Genomic DNA, 25,758 nt, shown 5'->3' with positions numbered 1-25,758 from the left:
TATGGGGAGATGTCCGGCAGGACAGAGGGGGGCGCCGTCCCGCCAACATCTCGAAATTTCGGCTAGGTGTTGACCCCGAGCTCGACCAGCCGCTCGACGCAAGACTCCTCGGCCTGATCGAGTTCGGCCAGCGTCTCCTCGAGGTCCCGGCGCTTTTGCCTGAGGTCCTCGCGCTTTTCCTCGATGCGCTTGATCATCAGCTTGAGCTGCCCGACCTCGCCCGGCGGCTCCTTGTACATCTGGATGATCTCGCGGATCTCGTTGATCGAGAAGCCGAGCCGTTTTCCGCGCATGATCTGCCGGATGAGGTGACGATCGGAAGGGCGAAACAGCCGCGTACGGCCGCGCCGCACAGGCTGCACCAGTCCCTCGTCTTCGTAAAAACGCAGCGTCCGCGTCGACACGTCGAATTCGCGGGTCAGTTCGGTGATCGAATAATATTCCCGCATTGTCACTCCATGCCGGAATTCCGGGTGATCGCCATGCGGCGTCGCCCATCTGTCCCGAACCAAACCCTTGCCGCTGGAATCGAAGCGGCACCCCGCACGAGCCTCGCACGGCATTTACGTAAAAGTCAATTAAGACACTTACCGGACGCCGAACCACCAGGTCGCGAGGCCGAGGAAGGCAAAGAATCCAACCACATCGGTAACGGTGGTGACGAAAACCGCCGAAGCGACCGCGGGATCGACCTTGAACCGGTCGAGCAGCAACGGGATCAGGATGCCGGCAAGGGCCGCCACGAACATGTTGATGATCATCGCCGCCGCGATGATGCCGCCCAGATTGGGGTCGTGGAACCAGACAGCCGCGACGATGCCGATCAGGATGGCGAAGACGATGCCGTTGATGAAGCCGACACCCATTTCGCGGCGGATGATGCGGCCGGCATTGTAGATGTCGAGATCCCTGGTCGCCAGCGCCCGCACGGTGACGGTCATGGTCTGCGAACCGGCATTGCCGCCCATGCCGGCCACGATCGGCATCAGCACGGCGAGGGCGACGATATGCTCGATAGTGCGATCGAACAGGCCGATCACCGAGGCCGCCAAAAAAGCCGTCAGCAGATTGACGAGCAGCCAGGGAACGCGCGAGCGCGAGGTCGCCAGAATGCTGTCGGAGAGCTCCTCGTCGCCGACGCCGCCCATGCGCAGCAGGTCCTCCTCCGCTTCCTGCTGGATGACGTCGACGACGTCGTCGATGGTCAGCACGCCGACCAGCCGCTCGTTCTCGTCGACGACGGCGGCCGACAAAAGGTCGTATTGTTCGAATTCCCGCGCCGCCTCTTCCTGGTCCATGGTGGCCGGGATGGCGTGCCGCGTCTCATGCATGACTTCCTCGACCTTGACCGCGCGCTTCGTGCGCAGGATCTGGTCGAGATCGATGGCCCCCAGCAGCTTGAAGGTCGGGTCGATGACGAAGATCTGGCTGAAGCGGTCGGGAAGGTTCTTGTCCTCGCGCATGTAGTCGATGGTCTGGCCGATGGTCCAGAAAGGCGGCACAGCGACGAACTCGGTCTGCATGCGCCGCCCGGCGGTCTCTTCCGGATAGTCGAGCGAACGGCGCAGCCTGATCCGCTCGGTGAACGGCAGTTGTGACAGGATCTCGTCCTGGTCTTCCGGCTCCAGGTCTTCGAGGATGTAGACCGCATCGTCGGAATCGAGTGCCTGCACGGCTTGCGCGATCTGCGCATTGGGCAGGTTATCGACGATATCCATGCGGATCGCCTCGTCGACTTCGGTCAGCGCGGAAAAATCGAAGTCGGCGCCCAGCAGCTCGACCAGCGCGCGCCGCTGTTCGGGGTGCAGCGCCTCGATGAGGTCGCCAAGTTCCGACTGATGCAGGTCGTCGACTTGGCGCTTGAGGTTCAGCGTATCGCGATCGGCGATGGCCGCACCAATCTGGGCAAGGAAGGACGATAGGACGGCACCGTCCTCGCCATAGATATCAGCGTGGTGCTCGTCGGCGGCCCTGGCGCCGGTCGTCCGTTCGTCCTGGCCTTCCACCAGCGCCTCCCGCCATCAGAATCCGGAAAAGGTGCAAATCAGGTCTAGACCATGAGTCCGCAAAGTGGAAACCGGTTTTCGGTCCGGTGCCCATACAAAAGTGACGGCGATCCGGAACGCTTCAACTTCGCAACATGTTCTTCCAACGCGCGGGAATTTCAGGCCAAACACATGCTTGCCCACCCCGCGCGAACTGTCGATTTCACCAAAAGCAGGCCACGCTTCGGCTTCCTGTGGCGCGACAGCCGATGTCGCTGGGGAAAGAGCACCCCCGCGCCATTGGAGCAGAATTGTCATGATGCAGGTCCAGGCATCGGCTGGACCCGCCAGACCGCAACAAAAAAGCGGAAGCCCTTGAAGATCAAGTCACGGACAGAGAGCAAGGCAATCGAAGAGCGGCGCGTTCGCGTGGTCGTGGCCGAACGCAATCCGCTCGTCATATCGGCTCTGCGTGAAATGCTGGACTGCGACGGGCGCTTCGAACTTTTGGCCTCGGTACAAAGCGGCAGGCATTTCCTGGAGCTTGCGGCGGTACAGGAGTTCGATGTCGCCGTGATCGGCTGGAAGCTCTCCGACATGGACGGCGCGGACGTCCTGGCAGAGGTCCAGGGCCGCAAGCTCAACATCCGCATCGCGGTCTTTTCAAATGACCATGACATCGGCATCCTGAAACAGTGTGTGCGCCTCGGCGCGCAAGGCTACTGCTTCCAGTTCGACGATCCCGCCATCATTTTCGACACGATCCTGGCTGTCGCGCACGGCCGCATCTGCATCCCCTATATCGACATCAACAAGGTCAACGACACGCCTCTGTCCCGGCTTACCGTGCGCGAGCGTGAACTGCTGGCGGTACTATCAGATGGCTGGACCAATCTGCAGATCGCGACCCGGACCGGGATCTCCGAGAATACGGTGAAGTACCATCTCAAGAATCTCTACGACAAGCTGGACGTCCGCAACCGCGCCATGGCGGTCGCACTCTATTCACGAGAGAGGCGCAGCCAGAAGCAGCCTTTCGGGTAGGGCGACCGGGTAGGCCATACCCACCCGCACGCGGCAAGTTCTTACCCGCCAAGGTGTTGTTGACATCAGCCGTCGAAACGAAACTCCCCACCACCGCTTTGCTGGATCAGGAGGAGTTCGCACCATGGCCGGTTTCACCCATCTTTTCATTCCCGGGCCGACCAATATCCCCGAACAGGTGCGGCAGGCGATGAACCTGCCGATGGAGGACATGCGCGCGGCCACCTTCCCCGACCTCACCCTGCCACTGTTCGAGGACATCAAACGCGTTTTCAAGAACGAGACTGGCCGCGTCTTCATCTATCCGTCTTCGGGCACCGGCGCCTGGGAAGCGGCGATGACCAATGTGCTCAGCCCCGGCGACCGCGTTTTGATGTCTCGCTTCGGCCAGTTCTCCCATCTGTGGTTCGACATGGCCGAGCGGCTCGGCTTCGAGGTCGACGTGATCGACTGCGAATGGGGAACCGGCGTTCCGCTGGACCTCTATGCCGAGCGGCTGAAGGCGGACAAGACGCACCGCATCAAGGCGATCTTCTGCACCCAGAACGAGACTGCGACCGGCGTCACCAGCGACGTCGCCGGCTGCCGCGCAGCGCTCGACGATGCGAACCACCCTGCCCTGCTCTTCGTCGACGGCGTCTCGTCGATCGGCTCGATCGACTTTCGCCAGGAAGAATGGGGTGTCGACTGCGCCGTCAGCGGCTCGCAGAAAGGCTTCATGCTGCCGGCCGGCCTCGGCTTCCTGTCGGTCAGCAAGAAGGCGCTCGTGGCTTCCAGAACCGCCACCCACCAGCGCTGCTTCTTCTCCTTCGAGGACATGATCCGCGCCAACGATGCCGGCTATTTTCCCTACACGCCGGCAACACAGCTGCTGCGCGGCCTGCGCGCCTCGCTCGACCTGATCGAGGACGAAGGGCTCGACGCCATCTTTGCTCGTCACCATCGCCTCGCCGAAGGCGTGCGCAAGGCGGTCGACGCCTGGGGCCTGAAGCTCTGCGCCAAAGCGCCGAAATGGCATTCAGACACGGTCAGCGCCATCCTCGTGCCGGATGGCATCGACAGCGGCGACGTCGTCAAGCGCGCCTATCAGGCCTATCAGACTTCGCTCGGCGGCGGCCTCAACAAGGTGTTCGGCAAGGTTTTCCGCATTGGCCATCTCGGCTGGCTGAACGAGGTGATGGTGCTGGCCTCGCTGTCATCAGCTGAAATGGCGCTGCTCGATTGCGGCGTCCGGCTGGCGCCGGGCTCCGGCGTCGGCGCCGCCATCCAGCATTTCCGCTCCTCGGCGGCAATGCCTGTCGCCGAAGCCGCCTGAGGGGACAGAAGATGAGCCACACCATCAACCACCTCAAGAAACTCAGGCTCCAGCGCAGCGAGTTGGCGGTTCCCGGCTCCAGCCCGGAGATGATCGACAAGGCGGCCAACAGCGCCGCCGACTTCGTCTTCCTCGACATCGAGGACGCTGTCGCCCCGCCCGACAAGGAACGCGCCCGCAAGAACATCATCCAGGCCCTCAACGACATCGACTGGCGCGCCAAGGGCAAGACCGTATCGGTGCGTATCAACGGCCTCGACACCCATTACATGTATCGCGACGTCGTCGACGTGATGGAACAGGCCGGCGACCGGCTGGACACCATCCTGGTGCCGAAGGTCGGCGTGCCGGCCGACCTCTACATGGTCGAGGCCATGGTCAACCAGATCGAGATGGCCAGGGGATTCAAGACCCGTGTCGGCCTGGAAGCGCTGATCGAGACCGCGCTCGGCATGGCCAATGTCGAGGCGATCGCCGCCACGCCGGGGCGTCTGGAGGCGATGCATTTCGGCGTCGCCGATTATGCCGCCAGCAACAAGGCGCGGACCGTCAACATCGGCGGCCTCAACCCCGACTATCCCGGCGACCAGTGGCATTTCGCCCTGTCGCGGATGACCGTCGCCTGCCGCGCCTATGGGTTGCGCGCCATCGACGGGCCGTTCGGCGATTTCTCCGATCCGGAAGGCTACAAGGCGGCCGCCAGGCGCGCCGCGGCACTCGGTATCGAAGGCAAATGGGCGATCCATCCCTCGCAGATTGCCTTGGCCAACGAGGTGTTCTCGCCGCCGGAGAAGGAAGTCACGCGCGCGCGCCGCATCCTCGAAGTGCTGAAAGAGGCCGAGGCGCAGGGCAAGGGTGCTGCCGCGCTCGACGGCAAGATGATCGACGCCGCATCGGAACGCATGGCGCGCAACGTGCTGGTGGTCAACGACGCCATCGAGCGCGCCGGCCAGCTTAACTAGCCAATGAGAGCCGCGCGTCGCGGCACTTCGACGATTTGGGGAGAAGAAAAAATGGACATCCACGAATATCAGGCCAAGGAACTGCTCGCCCGGCATGGAGTGCATGTACCGCGCGGCGGCCTGGCTTACAGCCCCGAACAGGCGACCTACCGGGCGCGTGAGATCGGCGGGGGCAAATGGGTGCTGAAGGCGCAGGTCCATTCCGGCGCGCGCGGCAAGGCCGGTGGCATCAAGCTCTGTGCCAATGACGAGGAGATTTCGAGCGCCGCCGAAGCCATGCTCGGGCGCAAGCTGGTGACCCACCAGACCGGCCCGCGAGGCAAGCTGATCTCGCGCCTCTATCTGGAGGAAGCCGTCGACATCGCGCAGGAGCTCTATCTCGGCTTCGTGCTCGACCGCAAGGAAGAGCGCGTCATGATCGTGGCCTCGGCCGCCGGCGGCATGGAGATCGAGGAGATCGCCGAAAGAGCGCCGGATTCCATCATCCGCGCCACCGTCGATCCGGGCGTCGGAATGCAACGCTTCCAGGCGCGCGAGATCGCCTTCGGGCTCGGGCTGGAGGACAGCCTGATCGGCAAGGCGACCGAGACCATCTTCAGCTGCTACCAGGTGTTCCGCGACTACGACGCCTCGATGCTGGAGATCAATCCGCTGGTGGTGACCCGCGACGGCAGCCTGGTCGCCCTCGATGCCAAGATGTCGTTCGACGAGAACGCGCTGTTCCGGCGGCCCGAAATCTCCGAATTGCGCGACAAGAGCCAGGAAGACCCGCGCGAAACCTTCGCCAGCGACCGCGGCCTCTCCTATGTCGGCCTCGACGGCAATATCGGCTGCATCATCAATGGCGCCGGGCTCGCCATGGCGACCATGGACATGATCAAGATCGCCGGCGGCGAGCCGGCCAATTTCCTCGACATAGGCGGCGGCGCTTCGCCCGAGCGGGTGGCGAAATCCTTTCGCGCGGTGCTCGGCGACAAGAATGTCGAGACCATCCTGGTCAACATCTTTGCCGGCATCAACCGTTGCGACTGGGTTGCCGAAGGCGTCATCAAGGCGATCCGCGAGGTCGGCGTCAACGTGCCGCTGGTGGTGCGGCTGTCCGGCACCAGGGCCGAGGAAGGGCGCAAGATCCTGGCCGATTCCGGCGAGGCGGTGATCGTCGCCGACACGCTCGCCGAAGCCGCCGAAAAAGCCGTCGCCGCATGGCGCGCGGCCACCAAGAAAAAAGCAGCCTGAGGGAGGACGGAAAATGGCAATCCTGCTCAACCGCAGCACGCGCGTCATCGTGCAAGGTTTCACCGGCAAGATCGGCAGCTTTCATGCCGAGGACATGAAACGCTACGGCACCAAGCTGGTCGGCGGCGTCACCCCCGGCAAGGGCGGCCAGACGCATCTTGGCCTGCCGATCTTCAACACCGTCAAGGGCGCGGTGCGCGAAACCCGTGCCGAGGCGAGCATCGTCTTCGTGCCGCCGCCCTTTGCCGCCGATTCGATCATGGAAGCGGCGGATGCGGGGATAAAGCTCTGCGTCTGCATCACCGACGGCATCCCCTCGCAGGACATGATGCAGGTCAAGCGCTACATGCGCCGCTACCGCTTCGAGGACCGCATGCGGCTGGTCGGTCCGAACTGCGCCGGCATCATCACGCCGGGACAGGCGCTGATGGGCATCATGCCCGGCTCGATCTACCTTCCTGGCCGCGTCGGCATCGTCGGCCGCTCGGGCACGCTGGGCTACGAGGCCGCCTCGCAGATGAAGGCGCTCGGCATCGGCGTCTCGACCAGCGTCGGCATCGGCGGCGATCCGATCAACGGCTCTTCCTTCAAGGACGTTCTGAAGCTGTTCGAGCAGGATGACGAAACCGACGCCGTGGTGATGATTGGCGAGATCGGCGGACCGCAGGAAGCCGAAGCCGCGATCTGGGCGCGCGACAATATGAGAAAGCCGCTGATCGCCTACATTGCAGGGCTTTCCGCGCCAAAAGGCCGCCGCATGGGCCATGCCGGCGCCATCATCTCGGCCTTCGGCGAGTCCGCGCAGGAGAAGGTCGAGATCCTGAAAGAGGCCGGCGTCATCATCGTGCCGACGCCCTCGTCCTTCGGCGATGTGGTGGCCGATACGCTGGAGCGGACGAAGAAGGCTGCATAACCTTCACCAACAAGCGGCCGCGGGCCGTTGCCGAGCACGAGGCGGCGCGACTGGAATGCGTGGAGCACGGGCACCTCGCCGGTCGGCGACATGGCCAAAAACCAATCCGGCTTATTGGCGAGGTCGACGTCAATCCGCTTAATCGGCACGCCCTTTTCATTAAGAGCGATCGCGGCTCGTTGCACAAACGGACATGATGGATTGCTGACGAGGGTGAGGGAGAATTCAGTCCCGGGGTTTGCTCCAGACGAAGGTACTTTGGTGGGTTTGACGGCTGCGTTCGCAGGCATTCAAGCGAGCTTGGCGCCGTAGCGCGCCAGGAAGGTGGCGACAGCTTCGTCAATGATGACTGACAAGTCTTCGTCGGTGCCGCCACAGCCCGGCGCCATCAGTTCAGGCCAGAACGCCTGCCCGGCGATCGTGGCCAGGAAAGCCTGAGCAGCGAGCTTGGCGTCGGGTACGACGAGGTTTCCGGCCTGCGTCTCTTCAATCACATAGGCGCTCAGCCGATCGAGATAGGGCTCAAATCCGCGGTCGAACAGCATCTGCCCCAGATCGGGAAAGCGCAGGGCTTCAGCGATGATAAGCCTGAAAATGGCAACCATTCTGGGCTGGCGCATCCGGTCGGCATAGTCACGACCGATCTTGCGCAGGCTCGCGTTCGGATCGCCGACGAGAACGTCCGCGTGGCAACCGCTTTCCAATGTCCAGAATTCCTCAACGATCGCTTCAAAAAGCGAAGCCTTGGTTGGATAGCGCTTGAACAATGTGGCGGTCGACACGTCAGCAAGTTTTGCAATCTGCTGAAGTGATGTTGCTCCGTAGCCTTGTTCGAAGAAGAGCTTGGTGGCCGCCGCGACAGAAGCGACGCGCTTCTCCTCCTTGACCCGATCTTGATATGTCTCGCCTGTCATCGCCCGTTTCCTGAAGCCCTTGCGCCTTCTTTGTGGTTGTAAGCTCATAAGATAGGCACAAGCTGGCCAGAAAGCAAGGTAAGTGGCTTAACTTGACATACAATCCGTGCGTCTATAAATAGAACTAAGTCACTTAACTCACCACCAGGAGATCCACTGGATCGGTCGCGAGTTGAAAGTCATTGCCAGCTTCATTGAGCCAAATTGCAAGGAATGGAACCCACATGAATCGCCTCGACGGAAAACGGACGCTTATCACTGGCGGCACTTCGGGCATTGGCCTGGAGACAGCCAAACAATTTTTGACCGAGGGCGCGCGCGTCATGGTCACTGGCAATAATCCTGACTCTATCGAAAGAGCAAAGGCCGAACTGGGTTCGACCGTTCCAGTGCTGCGGGCCGATAGCTCGGATGTCAACGCGCAAAGGAAGCTGGCCAAGTCGGTCAAGGAGCATTTCGGCCAGTTGGACGTGGCGTTCCTCAATGCCGGCGTTTCGGTCTGGCAGCCGGTCGAGGACTGGACCGAAGAAGCCTTCGATCAGTCGTTCGCCATTAATGTGAAAGGCCCCTATTTCCTGATGCAGGCGCTGCTGCCCGTCTTCGCAAATCCGGCCTCGGTGGTGTTCAACACCTCGATCAACGCTCATGTTGGCGCCGCCCGGTCATCGGTCTATGCCGCCACAAAGGCGGCGTTTCTCAACCTATCCAAGACGCTCTCCAGCGAACTCATGCATCGCGGCATTCGCGTCAATGCAGTAAGCCCCGGCCCGGTCGAGACGCCGCTTTACGACAAGCTCGGCATTCCGGACACCTATCGCGCACAGGTCAACAAGGATATCGCTGGGTCCATCCCCGTTGGCCGTTTTGGCACACCGCAAGAGGTCGCCAAGGCCGTCATCTATCTCGCATCCGATGAATCGGCGTGGACCATCGGCTCGGAAGTCATTGTCGATGGCGGTCGGATGCTGAATGGCTGACCGAAGACGTCGCATCGACGCCTTCGAAGCTGCCAATTGCGAGCTGAGTGGCACTGTCACTCAGCTCGCAAGGAGGCGATACCATGGGAAAGTGTCACGACATGATCCTTTTTCGTATGAGCTAAGGAGGCGTCCTGCGCACCGCTTTCGACATCGGGAGGTCGGGCGGGCGTTCACCGATGATGATGAAAGCGGCCATGGCGTCCGCCCCGGCGATGCGGTGGGAATGATCGACCCGTCATCCCGCGGCGAGTTTTGAGACCGCGTTGATGTCGAAGTAGTCGCGCCAAGCGACAATGTGATCGCCTTCGATTTCGTAAATTCCCATCAGGGTCATCCTTCCGATCTCGCTGCCGTCAGCGCGTTCAAACCGGTCCAACCGCTCTGTCAGCACGCGTTTCCCGTCTGCGGCAATGGCGAGCATGTCGATGTGAACGGTAGCGATCCTCATGGATTTCTCGAGCTCGTTGATCATCCCGATCGCTTCTTCAATGCCGGTGGTGGCGGAAATGCCGACGTTGACCCACAGCGTCTTAGGTGTGAACCACCGCCGTATAGCGGGCCTACCGCGATCCTCGGAATAGGCGGCGCAGAAATCAGTCACGACCTCAATAGGTGTCGCCATGTTAGAATTCCTTCGTTGATATGGTGGGGGGTGACAGCCCCCAGTCCACCCTTGAAATGGACTAGATCCAGGTCGGCGTGAATTCAGCGGCATAGCGCTCGCCGAAGCCGCCGCCTGGAAGGATCTCCTTGATCCTGGTCAGGTCTTCCGCGGACAGCGCCAGATCGGCCGCGCCGACGTTTTCAGCCACACGTTCCTGTCGACGCGAGCCCGGGATCGGCACGATGTCGTCGCCCTGAGCCAAAAGCCAGGCCAGTGCCAGCTGTGACACGCTGGATCCTCTGGTTCTGGCCAGCTCCGTCAACTGGCGAACCGCTTCGAGGTTCTTCTCGAAATTGCCGGGCTGCCAGCGGGGATCGCCTCGACGCATGTCGCTTTCCTCATACTCAGCGGCGGGCTTGACCGCTCCAGTCAGAAAGCCACGGCCGAGCGGTGAGTACGGGACCAAGCCGATGCCAAGCTCCCGCAAGGTCGGGAACAGGACTTCGACATCGCGCTCGAACACCGAATATTCGGTCTGCAGCATTGCGACTTCCTGCACGACGTGGGCCTTGCGGATCGTCTGGGAGCCTGCTTCGCTCAGGCCGAAATACTTGACCTTTCCCTCAGCGATCAGATCCTTGACCGTGCCTGCAACATCCTCAATCGGCACGTTTGGATCGACGCGGTGCTGGTAGAGGACGTCGATATGGTCGACGCCGAGATAGCGCAGGCTGTTCTCGGTGACCTCGCGAATGTGCTCTGGACGGCTGTCGGATCCCCAAGAGCGGGTGAACCCAAATTTGGTCGCCAAGACGACCTTATCACGGAAGCCCTTGACGGCGCGGCCGATGAACTTCTCGTTTTCTCCCCAGCCATAAACCTCGGCAGTGTCGAAAAAGGTCACTCCTAGGTCATAGGCGCGTCGGATCGTTTTGAGCCCGGCCTGCTCGTCGGCGGCACCATAGGCCAGGTGAAAACCCATGGCGCCGTAGCCGATGGCGGAGACTTCCGGGCCGTTAGTGCCCAATTTGCGTTTTTGCATGTTTTGTATCCTTCCGTGGTACGGGAGGAATGTGGTCAGTCGTCAGACTTTTGCGATGCCTGATGGTCCTGATTAATTGCCTGATCCTGCCGACAGGTTGATTTTTTCAGATAACTGGCACCTGATGAGACTATGGAAAAACTCGATGAAATCCGATCCTTGGCGATCCGTCATGCCGGAGTCCAAAAACCCGACTTGCCGCGGCTGAGTGTCCACAGCATTGCTGAACCGACCGAAATGACTGCTCTGGTTTATGATCCGATGGCCTTCATCGTACTTCAGGGAACCAAACGCACGATCATCGGGGATCAGGTGTTCGAATACGGACCGGGTCAGACCATGGTCGTTGCCGCCGAAATCACGGCCATGGGCCAGATCCTCGAGGCATCAGCGGAAAGCCCGTTCCTAGCGATAAACCTCAATCTCGATCCTGCTGTAATAATGAACGTGGTGCTCTATCTGTCCCAGACACCGGAGCTGCGGATGCAGCCCGGATTCGGTTTCAGCATGGCCAATTCTGAGTTGATAGGCGCCTGGCAAAGGTTGCTGGAGATGTATGAGCGCCCGAAGGAGATCCCCGTGATGGGGCTCCATTTGGAGCATGAATTGATGTTTCGGCTGATGCTGGGTCCGCACGCCGAGATGCTGCGCCAGATTGCCGGAGTCGACTCCCGGCTGTCCCACATCCGACAGGCTATGGCCTGGATTCGCGAGCACTACACGGAGCACCTCAGCGTTGAGGACATGGCTGCGGTTGCCGGCATGAGTGAGTCCGTATTTCACCGCCGCTTCAAGGCCGTGACAGCTCTAAGCCCACTGCAGTATCAAAAGCATATCCGACTGCAAGAAGCCCGTCGCCGCCTGGTTGCCAGGCAGGGTGATGCTGCCTCTGCTGGTTTTGCGGTGGGCTACAAGAGTACCTCTCAGTTCAGCCGGGAGTACAGACGTCTTTTTGGCGAGCCGCCGCGACGGGATGCTGATATGGTGCAAACGATCGTCGAAACTGCCGTCTGAAAGGTGAAGGGCAAGTGCGTAGGGGCAAAGCGACGTGCACTACGCCGTGGCGACCTGACGCGGCGTGTCAAAGGCTGACGCGGTTTTCAATCTTCGTTGTTCGGGCTGGCACACCTGCAAACAATCCTATTTGTACACCTTTGCCGCCGATCGCCGCACGCACGGCTGAGAGGTCTTTCGAACGCAGCGTCGCTATGTGTCGCTCATAAGTAACCACAGGAGAAATCGAACTCGGACAGCGACAGGTAGTCACCCCACCCCGCACTGCTCCGGCAGGAGAGGTTCAGCCTTGCCGCCAGTTGCCAGCAGCCTTTCGGCTCGACAAATCCGGCAATGGTGCGGTCGAGAAGACTCGAACTTCCACGGGTTGCCCCACAGCGACCTCAACGCTGCGCGTCTACCAATTCCGCCACGACCGCACGTGGTAGGAGCCGGAACCGACCGGCTCGCGGCGTGTAGCAAATCGTTTCCGGCGAAACAAGTGCGCGATGAGCAATAATGTCCGGCAATTGGCATAACGTTCCACAGGATTGCAATGAGCATCCGGAACTGGACGTTTGCGCCTGATGTCGCCATATGGAGGCCAAAGGCATGTCGCCCAAAAGTGCAAGGCGGTTTTGGGCCACGACATGTATAAGTAAAAGCGACACACCATGACAGAACGCAGCCAGATCGCCACGTCGTTCCTCCCCTTGCCCGGTTCGGCGCCGGTAGAATGGCTGGTCGAACCTGGCCTTACCGCCTATCCCGATGCGCTGGCCTTCATGGAGGCGCGCGCCGAGGCGATCCGCAGCGGAGCCGCCGGCGAGATGGTCTGGCTGGTCGAACATCCGTCGCTCTACACCGCCGGCACCAGCGCCCGCATCGAGGACCTGATCGAGCCTGACCGCTTTCCGGTCTTCGCGGCCGGTCGCGGCGGCGAATACACCTATCACGGGCCCGGCCAGCGGGTTGCCTATGTCATGCTCGACCTGAAGCGCCGGCGCGAGGACGTGCGCGCCTTCGTCGCCGCACTCGAACAGTGGATCATCGGTACGCTCGCCGCCTTCAACGTGCGCGGCGAGCGCCGCGAGGACCGGGTCGGTGTCTGGGTGGTGCGGCCCGATCGCCCTGCCTTGCCGGACGGCTCACTGGGCGAGGACAAGATCGCGGCAATCGGCATCAGGCTTCGGCGCTGGGTCAGTTTTCACGGCATAGCCATCAATGTCGAGCCGGACCTTTCCCATTTCGGCGGCATCGTACCCTGCGGCGTGCAGGACCATGGCGTCACCAGCCTCGTCGACCTTGGCCTTCCCCTGACGATGGCCGATCTCGACCTGGCGCTGAAATCCGCGTTCGAGGATGTGTTCGGCGCAGCCGCGGCGCCGGCACCAGAAATCGCCCGCAAGGCGGGTTGAACTCCAGCCAAGACTATTTTCGTCGATACACCCACCGAATACATGTCGAAATCAGCAGAAACGAAAATCCGACGGTCCAATAGGCGCATGATATCATTGCGACCTTCTTGAACGTATAAATATGAATACCGTCATGAATGGATGGAATGGTAAGCGAATTAAAGCTGACCGGACCTATAGTCGCGAACAGAAACAGAAATACCGGCGCAATTAAAATAATCAAGCCTAGATTAGAGATATTTGCGAACGCACCATCGACGTCCTCTCGAATAAAAACTCCCTTATCGTTTATGTCCGCATAAATTCTCCAAAACAGCCAAGCCATCCATGACAAACTTACTGAACCGCACACTCGGAAATAAAACAAACGACCTTCCGCTGGAGGCCCCCAATGCCAAAAAAAATAAAAAATTCTATCCGTATATAATGAGACGTACGGGTATTTCCCAATAAGCAATGCAAACAAATATATGGCAACAGAACCAACTAGCGGGTTTCCAGAATAAAGCAAAAATTTCCTGCATCTGTAGGATTGAAGATATGCTTGCTTCCTTTCGATTTCTTCTTCCGGCACGTTACTCATAGTCATAAATTTAAATATTCTATCATACTCCTCGATTGGAATGGAGTTAGGATCCGATTTTAAAATCTCTTTCAATGTCAACATAATGGACTGACGGCCTCCGCATTCACCTGGCGGGTAGGACCTAGCCTACGGCATTTCTCGGTCAAAACGAAGCGCTGCGGCACAAAGTAGCCAGTTACGCATCAGATCAGTTGCGCCGACGCCCATAGAACGCCGCAGCCATGGATGGCGAACACCGCCAGCAAGGCCCCTGCGATGACGAGACGGTCGACGGTGCCGATCGGCTCCAGTTCGCGACGTGGCTTCACGCCGCTGCCGACGGTGAGCAGGCTGAGGATCGAAAACACCGCACCGGCCGCCAGCAGGAAGCCCGACGAAAAACCAGCCCGCCAGCCGAGCGCCAGAAAGGCCGAAAGCAGCGAGAAGGACGCCAGCGCCAGGACGACTGGCCCCGGGCAGATCTGGCGCAGCACCTGGCCGCCGTCGAATTTCCACACCGGCACCAGATTGGCGATGTTGAACAGGGCCACGCAGCCCGCAAGCGCGGCCAGCAGTGCGGCCGCGGCCTTGTGGCCCTCGCCGCCGGCAAGCACGCTGGCGGCAATGACGATCGGCACCAGGAAGGCGGAGAACCCCGCCCCCATCAACGCCACGAAGGCCACTTCGAAACGGCTGTTGTAGGGTCGGCCTCCAATGGCGATGCCGCCAAGCAGCGGGATGAAGATCATCCGCGCCCTGCGATGGCCCGTCAGCCGAAACGCCGCCATGTGGCCCAGTTCGTGCAGTGCCACCACCGACGTCAGGATCGCGGCCAACGCCAACCCGCCGAGATGAAGGCCGAAGAACGGCCACAGCATCAACGCCGACAGCACGGCAAAGCCGACCTGGCTCAGCGGATGCTCGAACCAGCCGCCCTTGCGGTACTGCCCGGTCTTTGCCCAACGCTGCAGCTTGGACAGCTCGCGGCGCATGGCGAAGTACCGGAACACCAGGAAAGCGACGCCGCGATACCGGTCTGTCCGGCTGAGCGTCACGCGTGTGCCGCTGCCCTCCGAAACCAGTTCGGCGGTCTCGCCATAATCCTTCCAGAACGAGCCATCGAGCGCGGTGTCCTCGATCACCCGCATCGAGAAGCGGCTGCCCTCGACGACGTCTTCAAACCGCGCCCTGCGCTCGATCGGCTTGCCGTCGCGGCCTTCCCACGACAGCATGATGCGTGCCACGCCCTCTTCGTCCAGTGGCTGCGCCGACAGGATCTCGCCGGACCAGCCGGCGTCGCTGCCAAGCGGCCACAGCGCCTGCCACAGGCGCTGCCGGTCCATTGCCACGACGCGGCTCGACCGGACCGTGCGCAAACCGAGCGGCACGGTCATCAAGAGAAAGATCAGCCCGAGATTGCTGGCCACGAGAATGGCCGTGACGATGGGCGACACCTGGACGTTGCTCCTGCCTGGAGGCGCACCCTAACGTCGCGGCGGCAAGAAAAGCTTAACGGCGGAGCGGCTTACGGCCATCGGGAAACAGCGATGGCGGACACCGCCAACTCACATGGCTCCGATCCAGATCGCCATGGAAACAAGAAACGCACTCATGCAAACCAGCGAGATGACATCCTGAACCAGATCGGTCATAACTCTCTCCTGTTGTGGATATGTTTCTAATTTGTTCTAATTTTGTTCCATTGTCAATCGCTAGGAGATATGGCGATAGGCGGGAATTTTGCACGGTTAGCGAAAGGTTAATCACTCGCCTGAGGCGCAGCTCAAAGCACGGCGGCGTAGGCTTCCAGTCCTGGAGGATCAGGATTAGAGGCGCTTGTGTTAAGGTTTGGCCGAGGCGACAATTCTTGGGCTGAGGCACAGCTGAGCGAAGGATATGGGGAAGTACGGGGGCGCAAATCAAGGTGAACGCTGGCGAAAGCGGATGCGACAAGGCCGCCGGCGGCGCCTCTCTCGCAATCTTGCAATTTGGTTGTTCATTCTGGCGACGAGCGCGATATCGTCCACGATGATCGCAATGAACGCTCACTGGCGATTCTAAGACATCCAGCGCGGTACACGCCGGGCGAAACCATTCGTTAAAGCGGCACCACCTTGCCGTCGGAGAGCGTGACGCGCCGGTCCATGCGCGATGCCAGTTCGTGATTGTGGGTGGCGATCAGCGCGGCGAGACCCGATTGCCGCACCAGCGCCTCCAGGGCCTCGAAGACGTAGGAGGCGGTGACCGGGTCGAGGTTGCCCGTCGGCTCGTCGGCGAGCAGCACCAGCGGTGCATTGGCGACAGCACGGGCAATGGCGACACGCTGCTGCTCGCCGCCGGACAGCTCGGATGGCCGGTGCGACGCCCGCTTGCCGATCTGCATGTAGTCGAGCAGTTGCGCCGCGCGCTCGCCCGCTTCCTTGCGCGGCAGCCCCTTGATGAGCTGGGGCATCATGATGTTTTCCAGCGCCGAAAACTCCGGCAGCAAATGATGGAACTGGTAGACGAAGCCGACATCGTTGCGGCGAATCGAGGTGCGCTCATCATCGGACAACCGGCCGCAGGCGCGGCCGGACAAGATCACGTCGCCGGCGTCGGGACGCTCCAGCAGCCCGGCCGTATGCAGTAGCGTCGACTTGCCGGTGCCCGACGGCGCCACCAGCGCCACCATTTCGCCGCGCCGCAGCGAGAAGTCGGCGCCGTTCAGGATGGTGAGCTTGCGCGGCCCCTGGACATAGTGCCGCTCGACGCTCTTCAGCTCGATAATGACCTCGGCCACTACTCGTACCTCAAGGCTTCGACCGGATCGAGGCGGGCCGCTCGCCATGCTGGAAACAGCGTTGCCAGGAAGGACAGTGCCAGCGCCATGATGATGACATAGGTCGTCTCGCGCGGATCCATCTTGGCCGGCAGCTGGCTGAGGAAATAGAGCTCCGGATTGAACAGCACCTTGCCGGTCATCCAGGAGAAGAACTGGCGGATCGATTCGATGTTGGTGCAGATCAGGACGCCGAGCAGCACGCCGGCGAGCGTGCCCGTCACGCCGATCGCCGCTCCGGTCATCAGGAAGATCCGCAGAATGGCATTACGCGAGGCGCCCATGGTGCGCAGGATGGCGATGTCATGCCCCTTGTCCTTCACCAGCATGATCAGTCCGGAAATGATGTTGAGCGCCGCCACCAGCACGATCAGCGTCAGGATCATGAACATCACGTTACGCTCGACCTGAAGGGCGGAAAAGAAGGTCTCGTTGCGCTGGCGCCAGTCGACAAGGTCGATGGGGCGTTGCGCCGCCTCTTCCACCTTCGGTTTCAGCGCATCGACATCATCGGGATTGTCGACGTAGATCTCGATCGTCTGCGCCCGGCCGTCCATGTTGAAATAGAGCTGCGCTTCGGAGAACGGCATGTAGACGATGGAGCTGTCATACTCCGACATGCCGACTTCGAAGATCGCGGCGATCTTGTAGCCCTTCATGCGCGGCGTGGTGCCGAGCGGCGTCACATCCCCGTCCGGCGAGATCAAGGTGATGGTATCGCCGAGCGCCAAGCCGAGATTCTCGGCCATGCGCTTGCCGATGGCGACGCCCTCGCCGGTATCGAAATCGGCGAGCGTGCCTTGCTTGATGTTGCTGGCCACGATGGCGATCTTGCCGAGGTCTTCCCCCCTGATACCGCGCACCAGCGCGCCGGTGCCGCCGCCGACATTGCCTTGCGCCAGCACCTGGCCATCGATCAGCGGAATAGCGTATTTGATGCCGGACACGCCGTTGATGCGGCTGGCGACCTGGGCATAGTCCTCGAGTGGTGAATCGAGCGGCTGCACGATCAGATGGCCGTTGACGCCGAGTATGCGCGTCAAAAGCTCGGCGCGGAACCCGTTCATCACGGCCATGACCACGATCAGCGTGGCGACGCCCAGCATGATGCCGAGAAAGGAGATCGAGGCAATCACCGAGATCACCGTCTCCTTGCGCCGCGAGCGCAGGTAGCGCCACGCAACCGTGCGTTCGAAGATTGAGAACGGGCCGGCGCCCGCCGATCTCGCTGCCGCCGCCTCGCTCATGCGGTGGCACCGAAGCGTTTTGCCGCGTCGGCGATCGGCAGCGTCACGCGCTCGCCGCTCTTGCGATTCTTGATCTCGACCTCGCCGGCAGCCACGCCGCGCGGTCCGACAATCACTTGCCAGGGCAGGCCGATCAGGTCGGCGGTGGCGAATTTGCCGCCCGGCCGCTGGTCCGTATCGTCGTAGAGCACGTCCTTGCCGGCGGCCGTGAAGGCAGCGTTGAGTTCGTCGCAGACGCGGTCGCAGTCGGCGTCGCCCGCCTTCATGTTGATCAGGCCGATATCAAACGGCGCCACCGCTTCTGGCCAGATAATGCCGTTCTCGTCATGGCTGGCCTCGATGATCGCCGCGACCAGCCGCGACGGGCCGATGCCGTAGGAGCCGCCGGAGGCGAAATGATCCTTGCCGTCGGGGCCGGTCACCTTGGCGCCCATCGGCTTGGAGTATTTCTCGCCGAAGTGGAAGATATGGCCGACCTCGATGCCGCGCGCCGAGACCCGGTCACCTGTCGGGACCTTTTCCCAGGCCGCCTCGTCATGCATCTCGTCGGTGGCGGCGTAAGGCGTCGTCCACGTCTTGACGACATCCGATATCTCGCCGTCATTGGCGAAGTCGGTGTTCGCGCCGGGCACGGCAAGCGACAGATAATCGCGATGGCAGAAAACCTGGCTCTCGCCTGTATCGGCCAGGATGATGAACTCATGACTGAGATCGCCGCCGATCGGTCCGGTGTCGGCCCGCATCGGGATTGCCTGCAGGCCCATGCGGGTGAAGGTCCGGAGATAGGACACGAACATCCTGTTATAGGCGGCCCGCGCGCCCTCGAAGTCGAGATCGAAGGAGTAGGCGTCCTTCATCAGGAATTCGCGCGAACGCATCACGCCGAAGCGCGGCCGCACCTCGTCACGGAACTTCCACTGGATGTGGTATAGGTTGAGCGGCAGGTCCTTGTAGGACTTGACGTAGGCGCGAAAAATCTCGGTGACCATTTCCTCGTTGGTCGGTCCGTAGAGCATGTCGCGGTCCTGGCGGTCCTTGATGCGCAGCATCTCCTTGCCGTAGTCGTTGTAACGGCCGCTCTCGCGCCACAGATCGGCCGACTGGATGGTCGGCATCAGGATCTCCAGCGCACCGGCGCGGTTCTGCTCCTCGCGGATGATCTTGCAGACCTTGTCCAGCACCCGCTTGCCCAGCGGCAGCCAGGAAAAACTGCCCTGCCCCTGCTGGCGGATCATGCCGGCGCGCAGCATCAGCCGATGCGAGACGATTTCGGCCTCGCGCGGATTTTCTTTAAGGATAGGCAGGAAATAGCGCGACAAACGCATGGACTGGTCCGTGAATGAGAATGGCCACGCCAGAATCGGCGGGGCGCAGGCTTGCTTGCTCCGGCTTCATAGCGATTTCATGACCGAATGGAAACCCGGCCATCCCACCACATCAGCCCCTTCCGTCCCGGAATCCCGCGCTTCGGATCAGTCCGCGCCGACAATGAAACGCACCGAACCTCTTCGGATTTGCCCCCAATTCTTTGCGCGCGTCAATCGCGAACATGCCGCAAAGGCTCTATCGACCTTGGCTGTCCGTTTCAAAAGCAAAGCCTGCCGCACTATTGTGCAGTGCAGCACGAGAATGCCCGTTTCAAGGCAAAATTCTTCGTGACATTTTCATTTCCGTTAGGCTAATGTGCCCCGATAACCGAGAGGGCAGAAACAAATCTGCCTTCCTACGCGGTCAAAGTCTTGGGAGGATGCGATCTAGGCGCGGTTATTCGCTGCCGCCGGACACCGGAAACAGATCGGACGCGTTTAATTGCAAGGCCTTGTGCCTTGCATTTTTTTTGTGCAATCATCTGGTTAGCGCCGCGAATTGCCAGGCTACATGACCTTGCGTCAGCAGCCTATGGCCGGCAGGCGGGGCGGCATCTCAATATCATCCGCAGCGCTCCGATCTTGTTGGAGTACCCCTCGGGGAGCACCCTCCGCGAGCAGCCTTGCCGGGCTCTCTATTTCGCTGGGGTCTGGCCGAAATCGGGCACGATGTGCGGAATGTCGTTGAGGCTATATCCCAGCCCGTGCGTCAAACCGTAGAAAATGCCCATCAGGATCGCCGTCGCGACGGTGGTCCGGATCACGGCACGCAACATATGCGGCCCACGCGGCGCGCTCGCAACCGTGCCCAGCGTCACGTCGTGATCGTCATCCTGCGTCTTGACGCTGAACGGCAGAACGGCAAACAGCACCACCCACCAGGTCGCGAAAAACAGGGCGGTGAACGAGACCCAGCTCATGATTGCTCCAATTCGATCAGCGTACCGAAGAAATCCTTCGGATGCAGGAACAACACCGGCTTGCCATGCGCACCTGACTTGGGATTGCCGTCGCCAAGCACGCGGGCGCCGGCGGCCTTGAGCTGGTCGCGCGCGGCCAGGATGTCGTCGACCTCGTAGCAGAGATGATGCATGCCGCCCGATGGGTTCTTTTCCAGGAATGCCGTGATCGGCGAGTTCTCGCCGAGCGGCTCCAGCAATTCGATCTTGGTGTTGTCGACATTGACGAACACCACGGTGACGCCATGCTCCGGCAAAGCCTGCGGCTCGGTCACTTCGGCGCCGAGTGTGTTGCGGTAAGCGGCAATGGCGGCCGTCAAATCCGGCACCGCAAGCGCGACATGGTTCAGCCGTCCGAGCATGGCGAGCTTTTTTCTCCCAGGTCCAAGGTTGGCGTCATACGTCAAATCAACCGAGACCGACAGCCTTTCAGGAAGCGCGCACTGTCGCACCTGTTGCAAACGACATCAGCGAAGTACAAACGGCAATGTCCGGAATCAGCCCTGCCCGCGCCCGCGTGTTCACCTTCGATCTCGGCTCGTTCAAAATTGCCGCTTTGCTCGACGCCATCGATATCAGAGACAAGCTTGCATCGGCTTTCGCGGCCGGACAGCCGCCGGCGGCCGTGCGCGAACTCGCGGTCTCGAACTTCATCGACCAGGATCGCTACGAGCATTGCTTCATCCCGACGCTGGTCGACACCGGTTCCGAAAAGATCCTGTTCGACACTGGCTGCGGAGATGAAGACAGTTCACTCCTGGACTGTCTGCAAGCCCTTGGGCTCGGCCCCGATGACATCGATGTGGTGGTCATCACGCACGGGCATCCGGACCACATTGGCGGGCTTGTCCGGAACGGCGAACCGGTTTTCAGCCGGGCGCGCTATGTATTCGGCGCGGCGGAATTCGCCTTCTGGACCGAAGGAAATGCGGTGCGCGCGGCCAGGTTGGCCAACCGTGATCTCTTCAGGCGGATTTGCACCGGACTGGCCGATCGCGCGACATTCATAGCGCCTGGAGACGAAGTGGTGCCGGGCATCGCTGCCATCGATGCAGCCGGTCACTCACCCGGGCTTTTGGCCTTCCTTGTCGAAAGCGGCGGGCAGCAATTGCTGATCTGGTCGGACGCTTTCCTGCACTATGTCGTATCCATCCAGCGTCCGGAGTGGCATGCCGATTTCGACGACGACAAGAAAAGGGCAATCGAGACCCGCAAGCGGCTGCTCAGGATGGCTTCGGAACGACGCCTGCTCGTCGCAGGTCATCACATGCCGTTTCCGGGCCTGGGCTATGTCGGGCAGACAGGCGGGTCCTTTCGCTGGATTCCGGTCAGCTATCAGTTGAACGTCTGACCAGCCCCTGCCCCTCTCAACGGGTTACGAAAACAGTCACCAGCGGTTTCTTGCCCCAGGCTTCGTTGGCCGCGCCGCGCACCGCGCGCCGCACCGCCTCCTGCACCAGGTCGAGGTCCTTGCGGCGCTGACGGGGGATCGAATCGACCGCCCCGACGGCCGCATCGATCATCAGGTCCTCGAGCGTCTCGCCACGGGCATCGGCCTCGGCGACGCCGATTGCGACCAGATCGGGATCGCCGGCCAGTTCATACTTATCGTCGAGAACGACATTGACCGCGACATGACCGGCAAAGGACAATTTGCGCCGGTCGCGAATACCCATCGCCTGGTCGGTGCCGATCAGATTGCCGTCCTTGTAGACGCGGCCGAACGGCACCTGGTCGATGATGGTGGCGGGACCTGGCGCGAGCCGCAGCATGTCGCCATCGCGCACCTGCGCCACCTGGCCGATGCCCGACATCGACATCAGCGAACCCTGCGCCACCAGATGCGCGGCCTCGCCATGCACGGGAACGCCGATCTGCGGACGCACCCATTCATACATCTTGCGCAGTTCGCTGCGCCGGGGATGGCCGGAGACATGCACCAGCGCATCGCCGTCCTCGATGATCTTGATGCCGAGATCGATCAGGCGGTTCTTGATTTCGAGGATCGCCTTCTCGTTGCCGGGAATGGTGCGCGAAGAAAACACCACCGTGTCGCCCGCCGTCAGCGACACCGATTTCATCTCATCGCGCGACAGTTTCGCCAGCGCCGCCAGCGGCTCGCCCTGGCTGCCGGTGCAGATGATGACAAGGTTCTCGCGCGGGATGAAACCAAAATCCTCCTCGGCGATGAACTCCGGCAGACCGTCCATGTAGCCAAGCTCGTCAGCGACATCGATGACGCGCTTCAGCGAGCGGCCGAGCACCAGGCACTGGCGGCCGGCATCGCGCGCTGCCCTGGCGATCGAGACGATACGTCCGACATTGGAGGAAAAAGTGGTGACGGCGACGCGGCCCTTGGCGGCCTGGATGACACCTTTCAGGCCCTCGCCCACGGCCACTTCCGAGGGTGAATCGCCTTCGCGCAGCGCGTTGGTCGAATCGCAGATCAGCGCCAGCACGCCCTTGTCGCCATAGGCGCGGAAACGCGCCTCATCGGTCTTGGGTCCGATCGTCGGTTCCGGATCGATCTTCCAGTCGCCGGTATGGATGACGGTGCCGGCCGGCGAGGTGATCGCCAGCGACATCGGCTCGGGAATGGAATGCGCCACCGGAATGGCTTCGATCTCGAAGGGACCGACGGTGAACTTTTCGCCGGCCCGGTAGATCGACAGCGGGATCTTCGGCGCGCCCTGCTCGCCCTGCCGCTTGGCTTCCAGCAGCCCGGCGCTGAATGGCGTCATCCAGACCGGCGCCTTCAGCTTCGGCCAGGTGTCGAGCAGCGCACCGTAATGGTCCTCATGCGCGTGGGTGATGATGATGCCGCGCAAATTGGCGAGGTTCTCCTCGATAAAGCGCGTGTCGGGCAGGATCAGGTCGACGCCCGGATGCGCCGCGTCGGGAAAGGTGACGCCGACATCGATGACGATCCACTCGCGCGCGCTCGGCGGGCCGTAGCCGTAGAGGGCGAAGTTCATGCCGATCTCGCCGACGCCGCCAAGCGGCACGAAGACGAGTTCGGCGTTGTCCGCTTTCGCCATGATTTTTCCCTTCCTGGCCCTCAGGCCAAGCCGTTAAAGCAATTCCAGCAAAAGTGTCTAACCGTTTTCAGCCCGGAATTGCTCAAAAACAAAACTATACCCGCGCGGACGCGACCGCGCCGAAATGCACATCTCCGGCGGCGACCGTCAAAACGGCTCCCTCATCGTCGCGGATCACGAAACGGCAGTCCTCGTCAATGGTCTCGAACACGCCACGCACCACATTGCCGTCAATTCTGACAGCAACCTCGCCGCCAAGGCCCGCGGCGCGGGCCAGCCAACGCTTCCTGATGGCGGCAAGGCCACGCCCTTCGTCCCAAAGGCGGGCATTCTCGCTCCAGGCATCCGACAGCGCCAGAAACAGCGTTTCGGCATCGCAAGCCGAGCCCAACGCATGAAGCGATGTCGCGGGATACGGCAAATCCCGCGGGTGCGCCACCACGTTGACGCCGATGCCCACCGCCACCGCGAAACGGCCACCATCAAGCATCGCCGACTCCAAGAGGATGCCGGCGAGCTTGGCCCCGGAGGCGAGCACGTCGTTCGGCCATTTCAGCTCGAAGCGGTTCTGTCCCTGGCTCGCGCCGTCGATGCCTATCGCGATGCGGCTCTTCGGCACCACCGCGTCGAGCGCGTCGGCCAGCGCCAGCCCGGCGACAAAGCCGAGCGTCGCGGCAAGGCGAAGCTCGCCGGCGGTGATGACAAGCAGCGTCGCCGCCAGATTGCCCTCCGGCGTTGCCCAGGCACGGCCACGCCGGCCGCGCCCGCTTTCCTGCTTCTTGGAAACGACCCAGAGCTTACCCGAGTCGCCCGCCCGGGCATGGTCCAGCGCCAGCGCGTTGGTGGAGCCGACACTGTCATGCGCTTCGAGCCGGAACCCTTCCGACGCCGAGGTTGGAGCCAGCCGAAATGCCATCCCGTCAGAAAAATGTCTTGGCGGCGGCTTCGGCATAGGTGCCGATCGGCCCGCCGATCAGCACATAGAACAGCACGAACGCGCCACTGACGCCGAGCACGACACGCAATTCGCTGGCCATCGGCACGAAGCCGCCGACCGGCTCATCGAACCACATGATCTTGATGATGCGCAGATAATAGTAGGCGCCCACCACCGAGGCCAGCACGCCGATAATCGCCAGCGCATAGAGATTGGCATTGATGGCGGCGAGGAAGACGTACCATTTTCCCCAGAAGCCGGCGAGCGGCGGAATGCCGGCCAGCGAGAACATCAGGATGGTCAGGATCGTTGCCATCACCGGGTTGGTCGACGACAGGCCGGCGAGATCGCTGATCTGCTCGACATTGCCTTCCTTGCGCCGCATCGCGAGGATGAAGGCGAAGGTGCCCAACGTCATCACCAGGTAGATCAGCATATAGATGGCGACGCCGCGCACGCCGGCCTGGCTGTTGGCGGCGAGGCCGACCAGTGCGTAGCCCATATGGCCGATCGAGGAATAGGCCATCAGCCGCTTGATGTTGGTCTGGCCGATGGCGGCGAAAGCGCCAAGCGCCATCGAGGCGATCGAGATGAAGACGATGATCTGCTGCCAGTCGGAAGCGATCGGCTTGAACGCGCCCATGGTGACGCGCACGATCAGCGCCATCGCCGCCATTTTCGGCGCTGCCGCCAGGAAGGCCGTCACCGGCGTCGGCGCACCCTCATACACGTCTGGCGTCCACATGTGGAACGGCACCGCCGAGATCTTGAAGGCAAGCCCGGCCAGCACGAAGACGAGGCCGACAACGAGGCCAAGCTGGCGCTCGCCGCCGCCAAGCGCGGTGGCGATCTCCTGGAAACCGGTGTTGCCGGTGTAACCATAGACCAGGCTGATACCGTAGAGCAGCATGCCCGAGGACAGCGCGCCGAGGACGAAATATTTCAGGCCGGCCTCGGTCGAACGCAGATTGTCGCGGTTGATCGCAGCCAGCACATAGATCGCCAGCGACTGCAGTTCGAGGCCGAGATAAAGCCCGATCATGCCGTTGGCCGAGATCATCAGCATCATGCCGAGCGTGCAAAGCAGGATCAGCACCGGATATTCGAACTTGTCGAAACGCTCCGCCTTGGCAAAGCGCATCGACATGATGAGCGTCACCGCCGAACCGACCAGCGCCAGCACCTTCATGAAGCGGGAGAAGGAATCCTGGATGAAGGCATTGCCATAGGCGGTGCCCTGCCCGGCGTGGAAGATCAGCCAAGCGCCTGCGATCACCAGTACGGCGACGGCAAGGCCGGTCACCGTATTGGCGGTGTTGGAACGCGAATAGGCCCCGACCATCAGCAGCGCGAGCGCGCCGATGGCAAGGATCAGCTCGGGCGTCGAGAGCGACAGGCTGGAGAGAAGGTCCGGCGTCATG

At 61.6% G+C, this 25,758-nt stretch carries 24 protein-coding genes, 1 tRNA gene and 1 pseudogene; 9 read left to right on the top strand and 17 right to left on the bottom strand.

The genetic code is table 11. From position 1 onward, the window contains the following. Nucleotides 1-62: 62 nt before the first annotated feature. The 3 genes from O7A70_RS18735 to O7A70_RS18725 form a co-directional block, all read right to left on the bottom strand. Nucleotides 63-449 carry a MerR family transcriptional regulator gene (locus O7A70_RS18735; RefSeq protein WP_006203215.1) on the bottom strand — a complete coding sequence of 129 codons (387 nt, stop codon included), beginning with the start codon at nucleotides 447-449 and terminating at the stop codon, nucleotides 63-65. 138 nt (nucleotides 450-587) lie between these two features. Continuing rightward, nucleotides 588-2,006, bottom strand: coding sequence for a magnesium transporter (gene mgtE / locus O7A70_RS18730; RefSeq protein WP_337141706.1), 1,419 nt, complete (start codon nucleotides 2,004-2,006; stop codon nucleotides 588-590). Between the two features lie 15 nt (nucleotides 2,007-2,021). Further along, on the bottom strand, nucleotides 2,022-2,303 hold the full coding sequence (locus tag O7A70_RS18725) for a hypothetical protein (RefSeq protein WP_337141705.1): 282 nt from the start codon (nucleotides 2,301-2,303) through the stop codon (nucleotides 2,022-2,024). Nucleotides 2,304-2,360: 57 nt separating this feature from the next. Between O7A70_RS18725 and O7A70_RS18720 the strand changes: the two genes are divergently transcribed. From O7A70_RS18720 to sucD, 5 genes are all read left to right on the top strand, one after another. Further along, the gene (locus O7A70_RS18720) at nucleotides 2,361-3,029 is read left to right on the top strand and encodes a response regulator transcription factor (RefSeq protein WP_337141704.1); all 669 of its coding nucleotides are present in this window, start codon (nucleotides 2,361-2,363) and stop codon (nucleotides 3,027-3,029) included. Nucleotides 3,030-3,153: 124 nt separating this feature from the next. Then, nucleotides 3,154-4,344, top strand: a complete 1,191-nt coding sequence (locus O7A70_RS18715; protein ID WP_337141703.1) for an aminotransferase class V-fold PLP-dependent enzyme — start codon at nucleotides 3,154-3,156, stop codon at nucleotides 4,342-4,344. Nucleotides 4,345-4,355: 11 nt separating this feature from the next. Next, the gene (locus O7A70_RS18710) at nucleotides 4,356-5,306 is read left to right on the top strand and encodes an HpcH/HpaI aldolase/citrate lyase family protein (RefSeq protein WP_337141702.1); all 951 of its coding nucleotides are present in this window, start codon (nucleotides 4,356-4,358) and stop codon (nucleotides 5,304-5,306) included. A gap of 51 nt (nucleotides 5,307-5,357) precedes the next feature. Continuing rightward, on the top strand, nucleotides 5,358-6,542 hold the full coding sequence (locus O7A70_RS18705; RefSeq protein ID WP_027146513.1) for a malate--CoA ligase subunit beta: 1,185 nt from the start codon (nucleotides 5,358-5,360) through the stop codon (nucleotides 6,540-6,542). 13 nt (nucleotides 6,543-6,555) lie between these two features. Beyond that, a complete protein-coding gene (gene sucD / locus O7A70_RS18700) occupies nucleotides 6,556-7,455 on the top strand; it encodes a succinate--CoA ligase subunit alpha (protein ID WP_140502582.1) in 900 nt (299 codons plus the stop codon). 50 nt (nucleotides 7,456-7,505) lie between these two features. On the opposite strand, the pseudogene O7A70_RS18695 reads toward sucD, so the two are convergent. Then, nucleotides 7,506-7,745: pseudogene (locus O7A70_RS18695) on the bottom strand (glutathione S-transferase N-terminal domain-containing protein); the annotation flags it as partial. Then, nucleotides 7,746-8,369, bottom strand: a complete 624-nt coding sequence (locus tag O7A70_RS18690) for a TetR/AcrR family transcriptional regulator (RefSeq protein WP_337141701.1) — start codon at nucleotides 8,367-8,369, stop codon at nucleotides 7,746-7,748. A gap of 224 nt (nucleotides 8,370-8,593) precedes the next feature. Here O7A70_RS18690 and O7A70_RS18685 point away from each other — a divergent pair, with 224 nt between their 5' ends. After that, complete coding sequence (locus O7A70_RS18685) at nucleotides 8,594-9,346, top strand: SDR family oxidoreductase (protein ID WP_337141700.1); 753 nt, start codon at nucleotides 8,594-8,596, stop codon at nucleotides 9,344-9,346. Between the two features lie 238 nt (nucleotides 9,347-9,584). Here the strand turns inward: O7A70_RS18685 and O7A70_RS18680 are convergent, their stop codons facing one another. Beyond that, nucleotides 9,585-9,971, bottom strand: a complete 387-nt coding sequence (locus O7A70_RS18680) for a limonene-1,2-epoxide hydrolase family protein (protein WP_337141699.1) — start codon at nucleotides 9,969-9,971, stop codon at nucleotides 9,585-9,587. A gap of 61 nt (nucleotides 9,972-10,032) precedes the next feature. After that, on the bottom strand, nucleotides 10,033-10,995 hold the full coding sequence (locus O7A70_RS18675) for an aldo/keto reductase (RefSeq protein WP_337141698.1): 963 nt from the start codon (nucleotides 10,993-10,995) through the stop codon (nucleotides 10,033-10,035). Between the two features lie 132 nt (nucleotides 10,996-11,127). Between O7A70_RS18675 and O7A70_RS18670 the strand changes: the two genes are divergently transcribed. Next, a complete protein-coding gene (locus tag O7A70_RS18670; protein WP_337141697.1) occupies nucleotides 11,128-12,009 on the top strand; it encodes an AraC family transcriptional regulator in 882 nt (293 codons plus the stop codon). A gap of 334 nt (nucleotides 12,010-12,343) precedes the next feature. On the opposite strand, the gene O7A70_RS18665 is transcribed toward O7A70_RS18670, so the two are convergent. After that, a tRNA-Leu gene (locus O7A70_RS18665) sits at nucleotides 12,344-12,428 on the bottom strand. 234 nt (nucleotides 12,429-12,662) lie between these two features. Here O7A70_RS18665 and lipB point away from each other — a divergent pair. Next, nucleotides 12,663-13,406, top strand: coding sequence for a lipoyl(octanoyl) transferase LipB (lipB, locus tag O7A70_RS18660; RefSeq protein ID WP_337141696.1), 744 nt, complete (start codon nucleotides 12,663-12,665; stop codon nucleotides 13,404-13,406). Between the two features lie 768 nt (nucleotides 13,407-14,174). Here the strand turns inward: lipB and O7A70_RS18655 are convergent. The 6 genes from O7A70_RS18655 to mce all read right to left on the bottom strand — a co-directional run bounded on the left by O7A70_RS18655 (nucleotide 14,175) and on the right by mce (nucleotide 20,724). Next, complete coding sequence (locus O7A70_RS18655) at nucleotides 14,175-15,425, bottom strand: site-2 protease family protein (protein WP_337141695.1); 1,251 nt, start codon at nucleotides 15,423-15,425, stop codon at nucleotides 14,175-14,177. Between the two features lie 644 nt (nucleotides 15,426-16,069). Beyond that, entirely contained in the window at nucleotides 16,070-16,798 is a 729-nt protein-coding gene (locus O7A70_RS18650; protein WP_337106480.1) for an ABC transporter ATP-binding protein, read from the bottom strand. Next, complete coding sequence (locus tag O7A70_RS18645) at nucleotides 16,750-18,036, bottom strand: lipoprotein-releasing ABC transporter permease subunit (protein WP_337141694.1); 1,287 nt, start codon at nucleotides 18,034-18,036, stop codon at nucleotides 16,750-16,752. The genes O7A70_RS18650 and O7A70_RS18645 overlap by 49 nt, the downstream gene beginning before the upstream one ends. Beyond that, on the bottom strand, nucleotides 18,033-19,361 hold the full coding sequence (gene proS / locus O7A70_RS18640; protein WP_337141693.1) for a proline--tRNA ligase: 1,329 nt from the start codon (nucleotides 19,359-19,361) through the stop codon (nucleotides 18,033-18,035). Before proS ends, O7A70_RS18645 begins: the two co-directional genes overlap by 4 nt. 677 nt (nucleotides 19,362-20,038) lie before the next feature. After that, nucleotides 20,039-20,323 (bottom strand): DUF1467 family protein, encoded by a 285-nt coding sequence (locus O7A70_RS18635; protein WP_337141692.1) that lies wholly within the window; start codon nucleotides 20,321-20,323, stop codon nucleotides 20,039-20,041. After that, on the bottom strand, nucleotides 20,320-20,724 hold the full coding sequence (mce, locus tag O7A70_RS18630) for a methylmalonyl-CoA epimerase (protein ID WP_337141691.1): 405 nt from the start codon (nucleotides 20,722-20,724) through the stop codon (nucleotides 20,320-20,322). Before mce ends, O7A70_RS18635 begins: the two co-directional genes overlap by 4 nt. Before the next feature lie 125 nt (nucleotides 20,725-20,849). Between mce and O7A70_RS18625 the strand changes: the two genes are divergently transcribed. Further along, nucleotides 20,850-21,713, top strand: a complete 864-nt coding sequence (locus tag O7A70_RS18625) for an MBL fold metallo-hydrolase (RefSeq protein WP_337141690.1) — start codon at nucleotides 20,850-20,852, stop codon at nucleotides 21,711-21,713. A gap of 16 nt (nucleotides 21,714-21,729) precedes the next feature. Here O7A70_RS18625 and O7A70_RS18620 read toward each other — a convergent pair whose 3' ends face one another. The 3 genes from O7A70_RS18620 to nuoN form a co-directional block, all read right to left on the bottom strand. Then, a complete protein-coding gene (locus O7A70_RS18620) occupies nucleotides 21,730-23,400 on the bottom strand; it encodes a ribonuclease J (protein ID WP_027145283.1) in 1,671 nt (556 codons plus the stop codon). 94 nt (nucleotides 23,401-23,494) lie between these two features. After that, a complete protein-coding gene (locus O7A70_RS18615) occupies nucleotides 23,495-24,316 on the bottom strand; it encodes a biotin--[acetyl-CoA-carboxylase] ligase (RefSeq protein WP_337141689.1) in 822 nt (273 codons plus the stop codon). A gap of 4 nt (nucleotides 24,317-24,320) precedes the next feature. Continuing rightward, nucleotides 24,321-25,757, bottom strand: coding sequence for an NADH-quinone oxidoreductase subunit NuoN (nuoN, locus tag O7A70_RS18610; protein ID WP_337141688.1), 1,437 nt, complete (start codon nucleotides 25,755-25,757; stop codon nucleotides 24,321-24,323). Nucleotide 25,758: the final 1 nt, after the last annotated feature.

Origin of the sequence: Mesorhizobium sp. Cs1299R1N1, assembly GCF_037179655.1 — a bacterium.
In the GTDB taxonomy this organism is placed as follows: Bacteria; Pseudomonadota; Alphaproteobacteria; order Rhizobiales; family Rhizobiaceae; genus Mesorhizobium; species Mesorhizobium salmacidum.
This window is presented reverse-complemented; position numbering and strand designations above follow the sequence as displayed.

Coding starts and splice junctions, on each gene's coding strand:
- O7A70_RS18670 (WP_337141697.1), top strand. CDS start 11,128: ATGGAAAAACTCGATGAAATCCGATCCTTGGCGATCCGTCATGCCGGA.
- O7A70_RS18615 (WP_337141689.1), bottom strand. CDS start 24,316: ATGGCATTTCGGCTGGCTCCAACCTCGGCGTCGGAAGGGTTCCGGCTC.
- O7A70_RS18680 (WP_337141699.1), bottom strand. CDS start 9,971: ATGGCGACACCTATTGAGGTCGTGACTGATTTCTGCGCCGCCTATTCC.
- O7A70_RS18625 (WP_337141690.1), top strand. CDS start 20,850: ATGTCCGGAATCAGCCCTGCCCGCGCCCGCGTGTTCACCTTCGATCTC.
- nuoN (WP_337141688.1), bottom strand. CDS start 25,757: ATGACGCCGGACCTTCTCTCCAGCCTGTCGCTCTCGACGCCCGAGCTG.
- O7A70_RS18690 (WP_337141701.1), bottom strand. CDS start 8,369: ATGACAGGCGAGACATATCAAGATCGGGTCAAGGAGGAGAAGCGCGTC.
- O7A70_RS18710 (WP_337141702.1), top strand. CDS start 4,356: ATGAGCCACACCATCAACCACCTCAAGAAACTCAGGCTCCAGCGCAGC.
- proS (WP_337141693.1), bottom strand. CDS start 19,361: ATGCGTTTGTCGCGCTATTTCCTGCCTATCCTTAAAGAAAATCCGCGC.
- mce (WP_337141691.1), bottom strand. CDS start 20,724: ATGCTCGGACGGCTGAACCATGTCGCGCTTGCGGTGCCGGATTTGACG.
- O7A70_RS18675 (WP_337141698.1), bottom strand. CDS start 10,995: ATGCAAAAACGCAAATTGGGCACTAACGGCCCGGAAGTCTCCGCCATC.
- O7A70_RS18650 (WP_337106480.1), bottom strand. CDS start 16,798: ATGGCGAGCGGCCCGCCTCGATCCGGTCGAAGCCTTGAGGTACGAGTA.
- sucD (WP_140502582.1), top strand. CDS start 6,556: ATGGCAATCCTGCTCAACCGCAGCACGCGCGTCATCGTGCAAGGTTTC.
- O7A70_RS18715 (WP_337141703.1), top strand. CDS start 3,154: ATGGCCGGTTTCACCCATCTTTTCATTCCCGGGCCGACCAATATCCCC.
- O7A70_RS18645 (WP_337141694.1), bottom strand. CDS start 18,036: ATGAGCGAGGCGGCGGCAGCGAGATCGGCGGGCGCCGGCCCGTTCTCA.
- O7A70_RS18735 (WP_006203215.1), bottom strand. CDS start 449: ATGCGGGAATATTATTCGATCACCGAACTGACCCGCGAATTCGACGTG.
- O7A70_RS18705 (WP_027146513.1), top strand. CDS start 5,358: ATGGACATCCACGAATATCAGGCCAAGGAACTGCTCGCCCGGCATGGA.
- O7A70_RS18620 (WP_027145283.1), bottom strand. CDS start 23,400: ATGGCGAAAGCGGACAACGCCGAACTCGTCTTCGTGCCGCTTGGCGGC.
- O7A70_RS18725 (WP_337141705.1), bottom strand. CDS start 2,303: ATGACAATTCTGCTCCAATGGCGCGGGGGTGCTCTTTCCCCAGCGACA.
- O7A70_RS18635 (WP_337141692.1), bottom strand. CDS start 20,323: ATGAGCTGGGTCTCGTTCACCGCCCTGTTTTTCGCGACCTGGTGGGTG.
- lipB (WP_337141696.1), top strand. CDS start 12,663: ATGACAGAACGCAGCCAGATCGCCACGTCGTTCCTCCCCTTGCCCGGT.
- O7A70_RS18685 (WP_337141700.1), top strand. CDS start 8,594: ATGAATCGCCTCGACGGAAAACGGACGCTTATCACTGGCGGCACTTCG.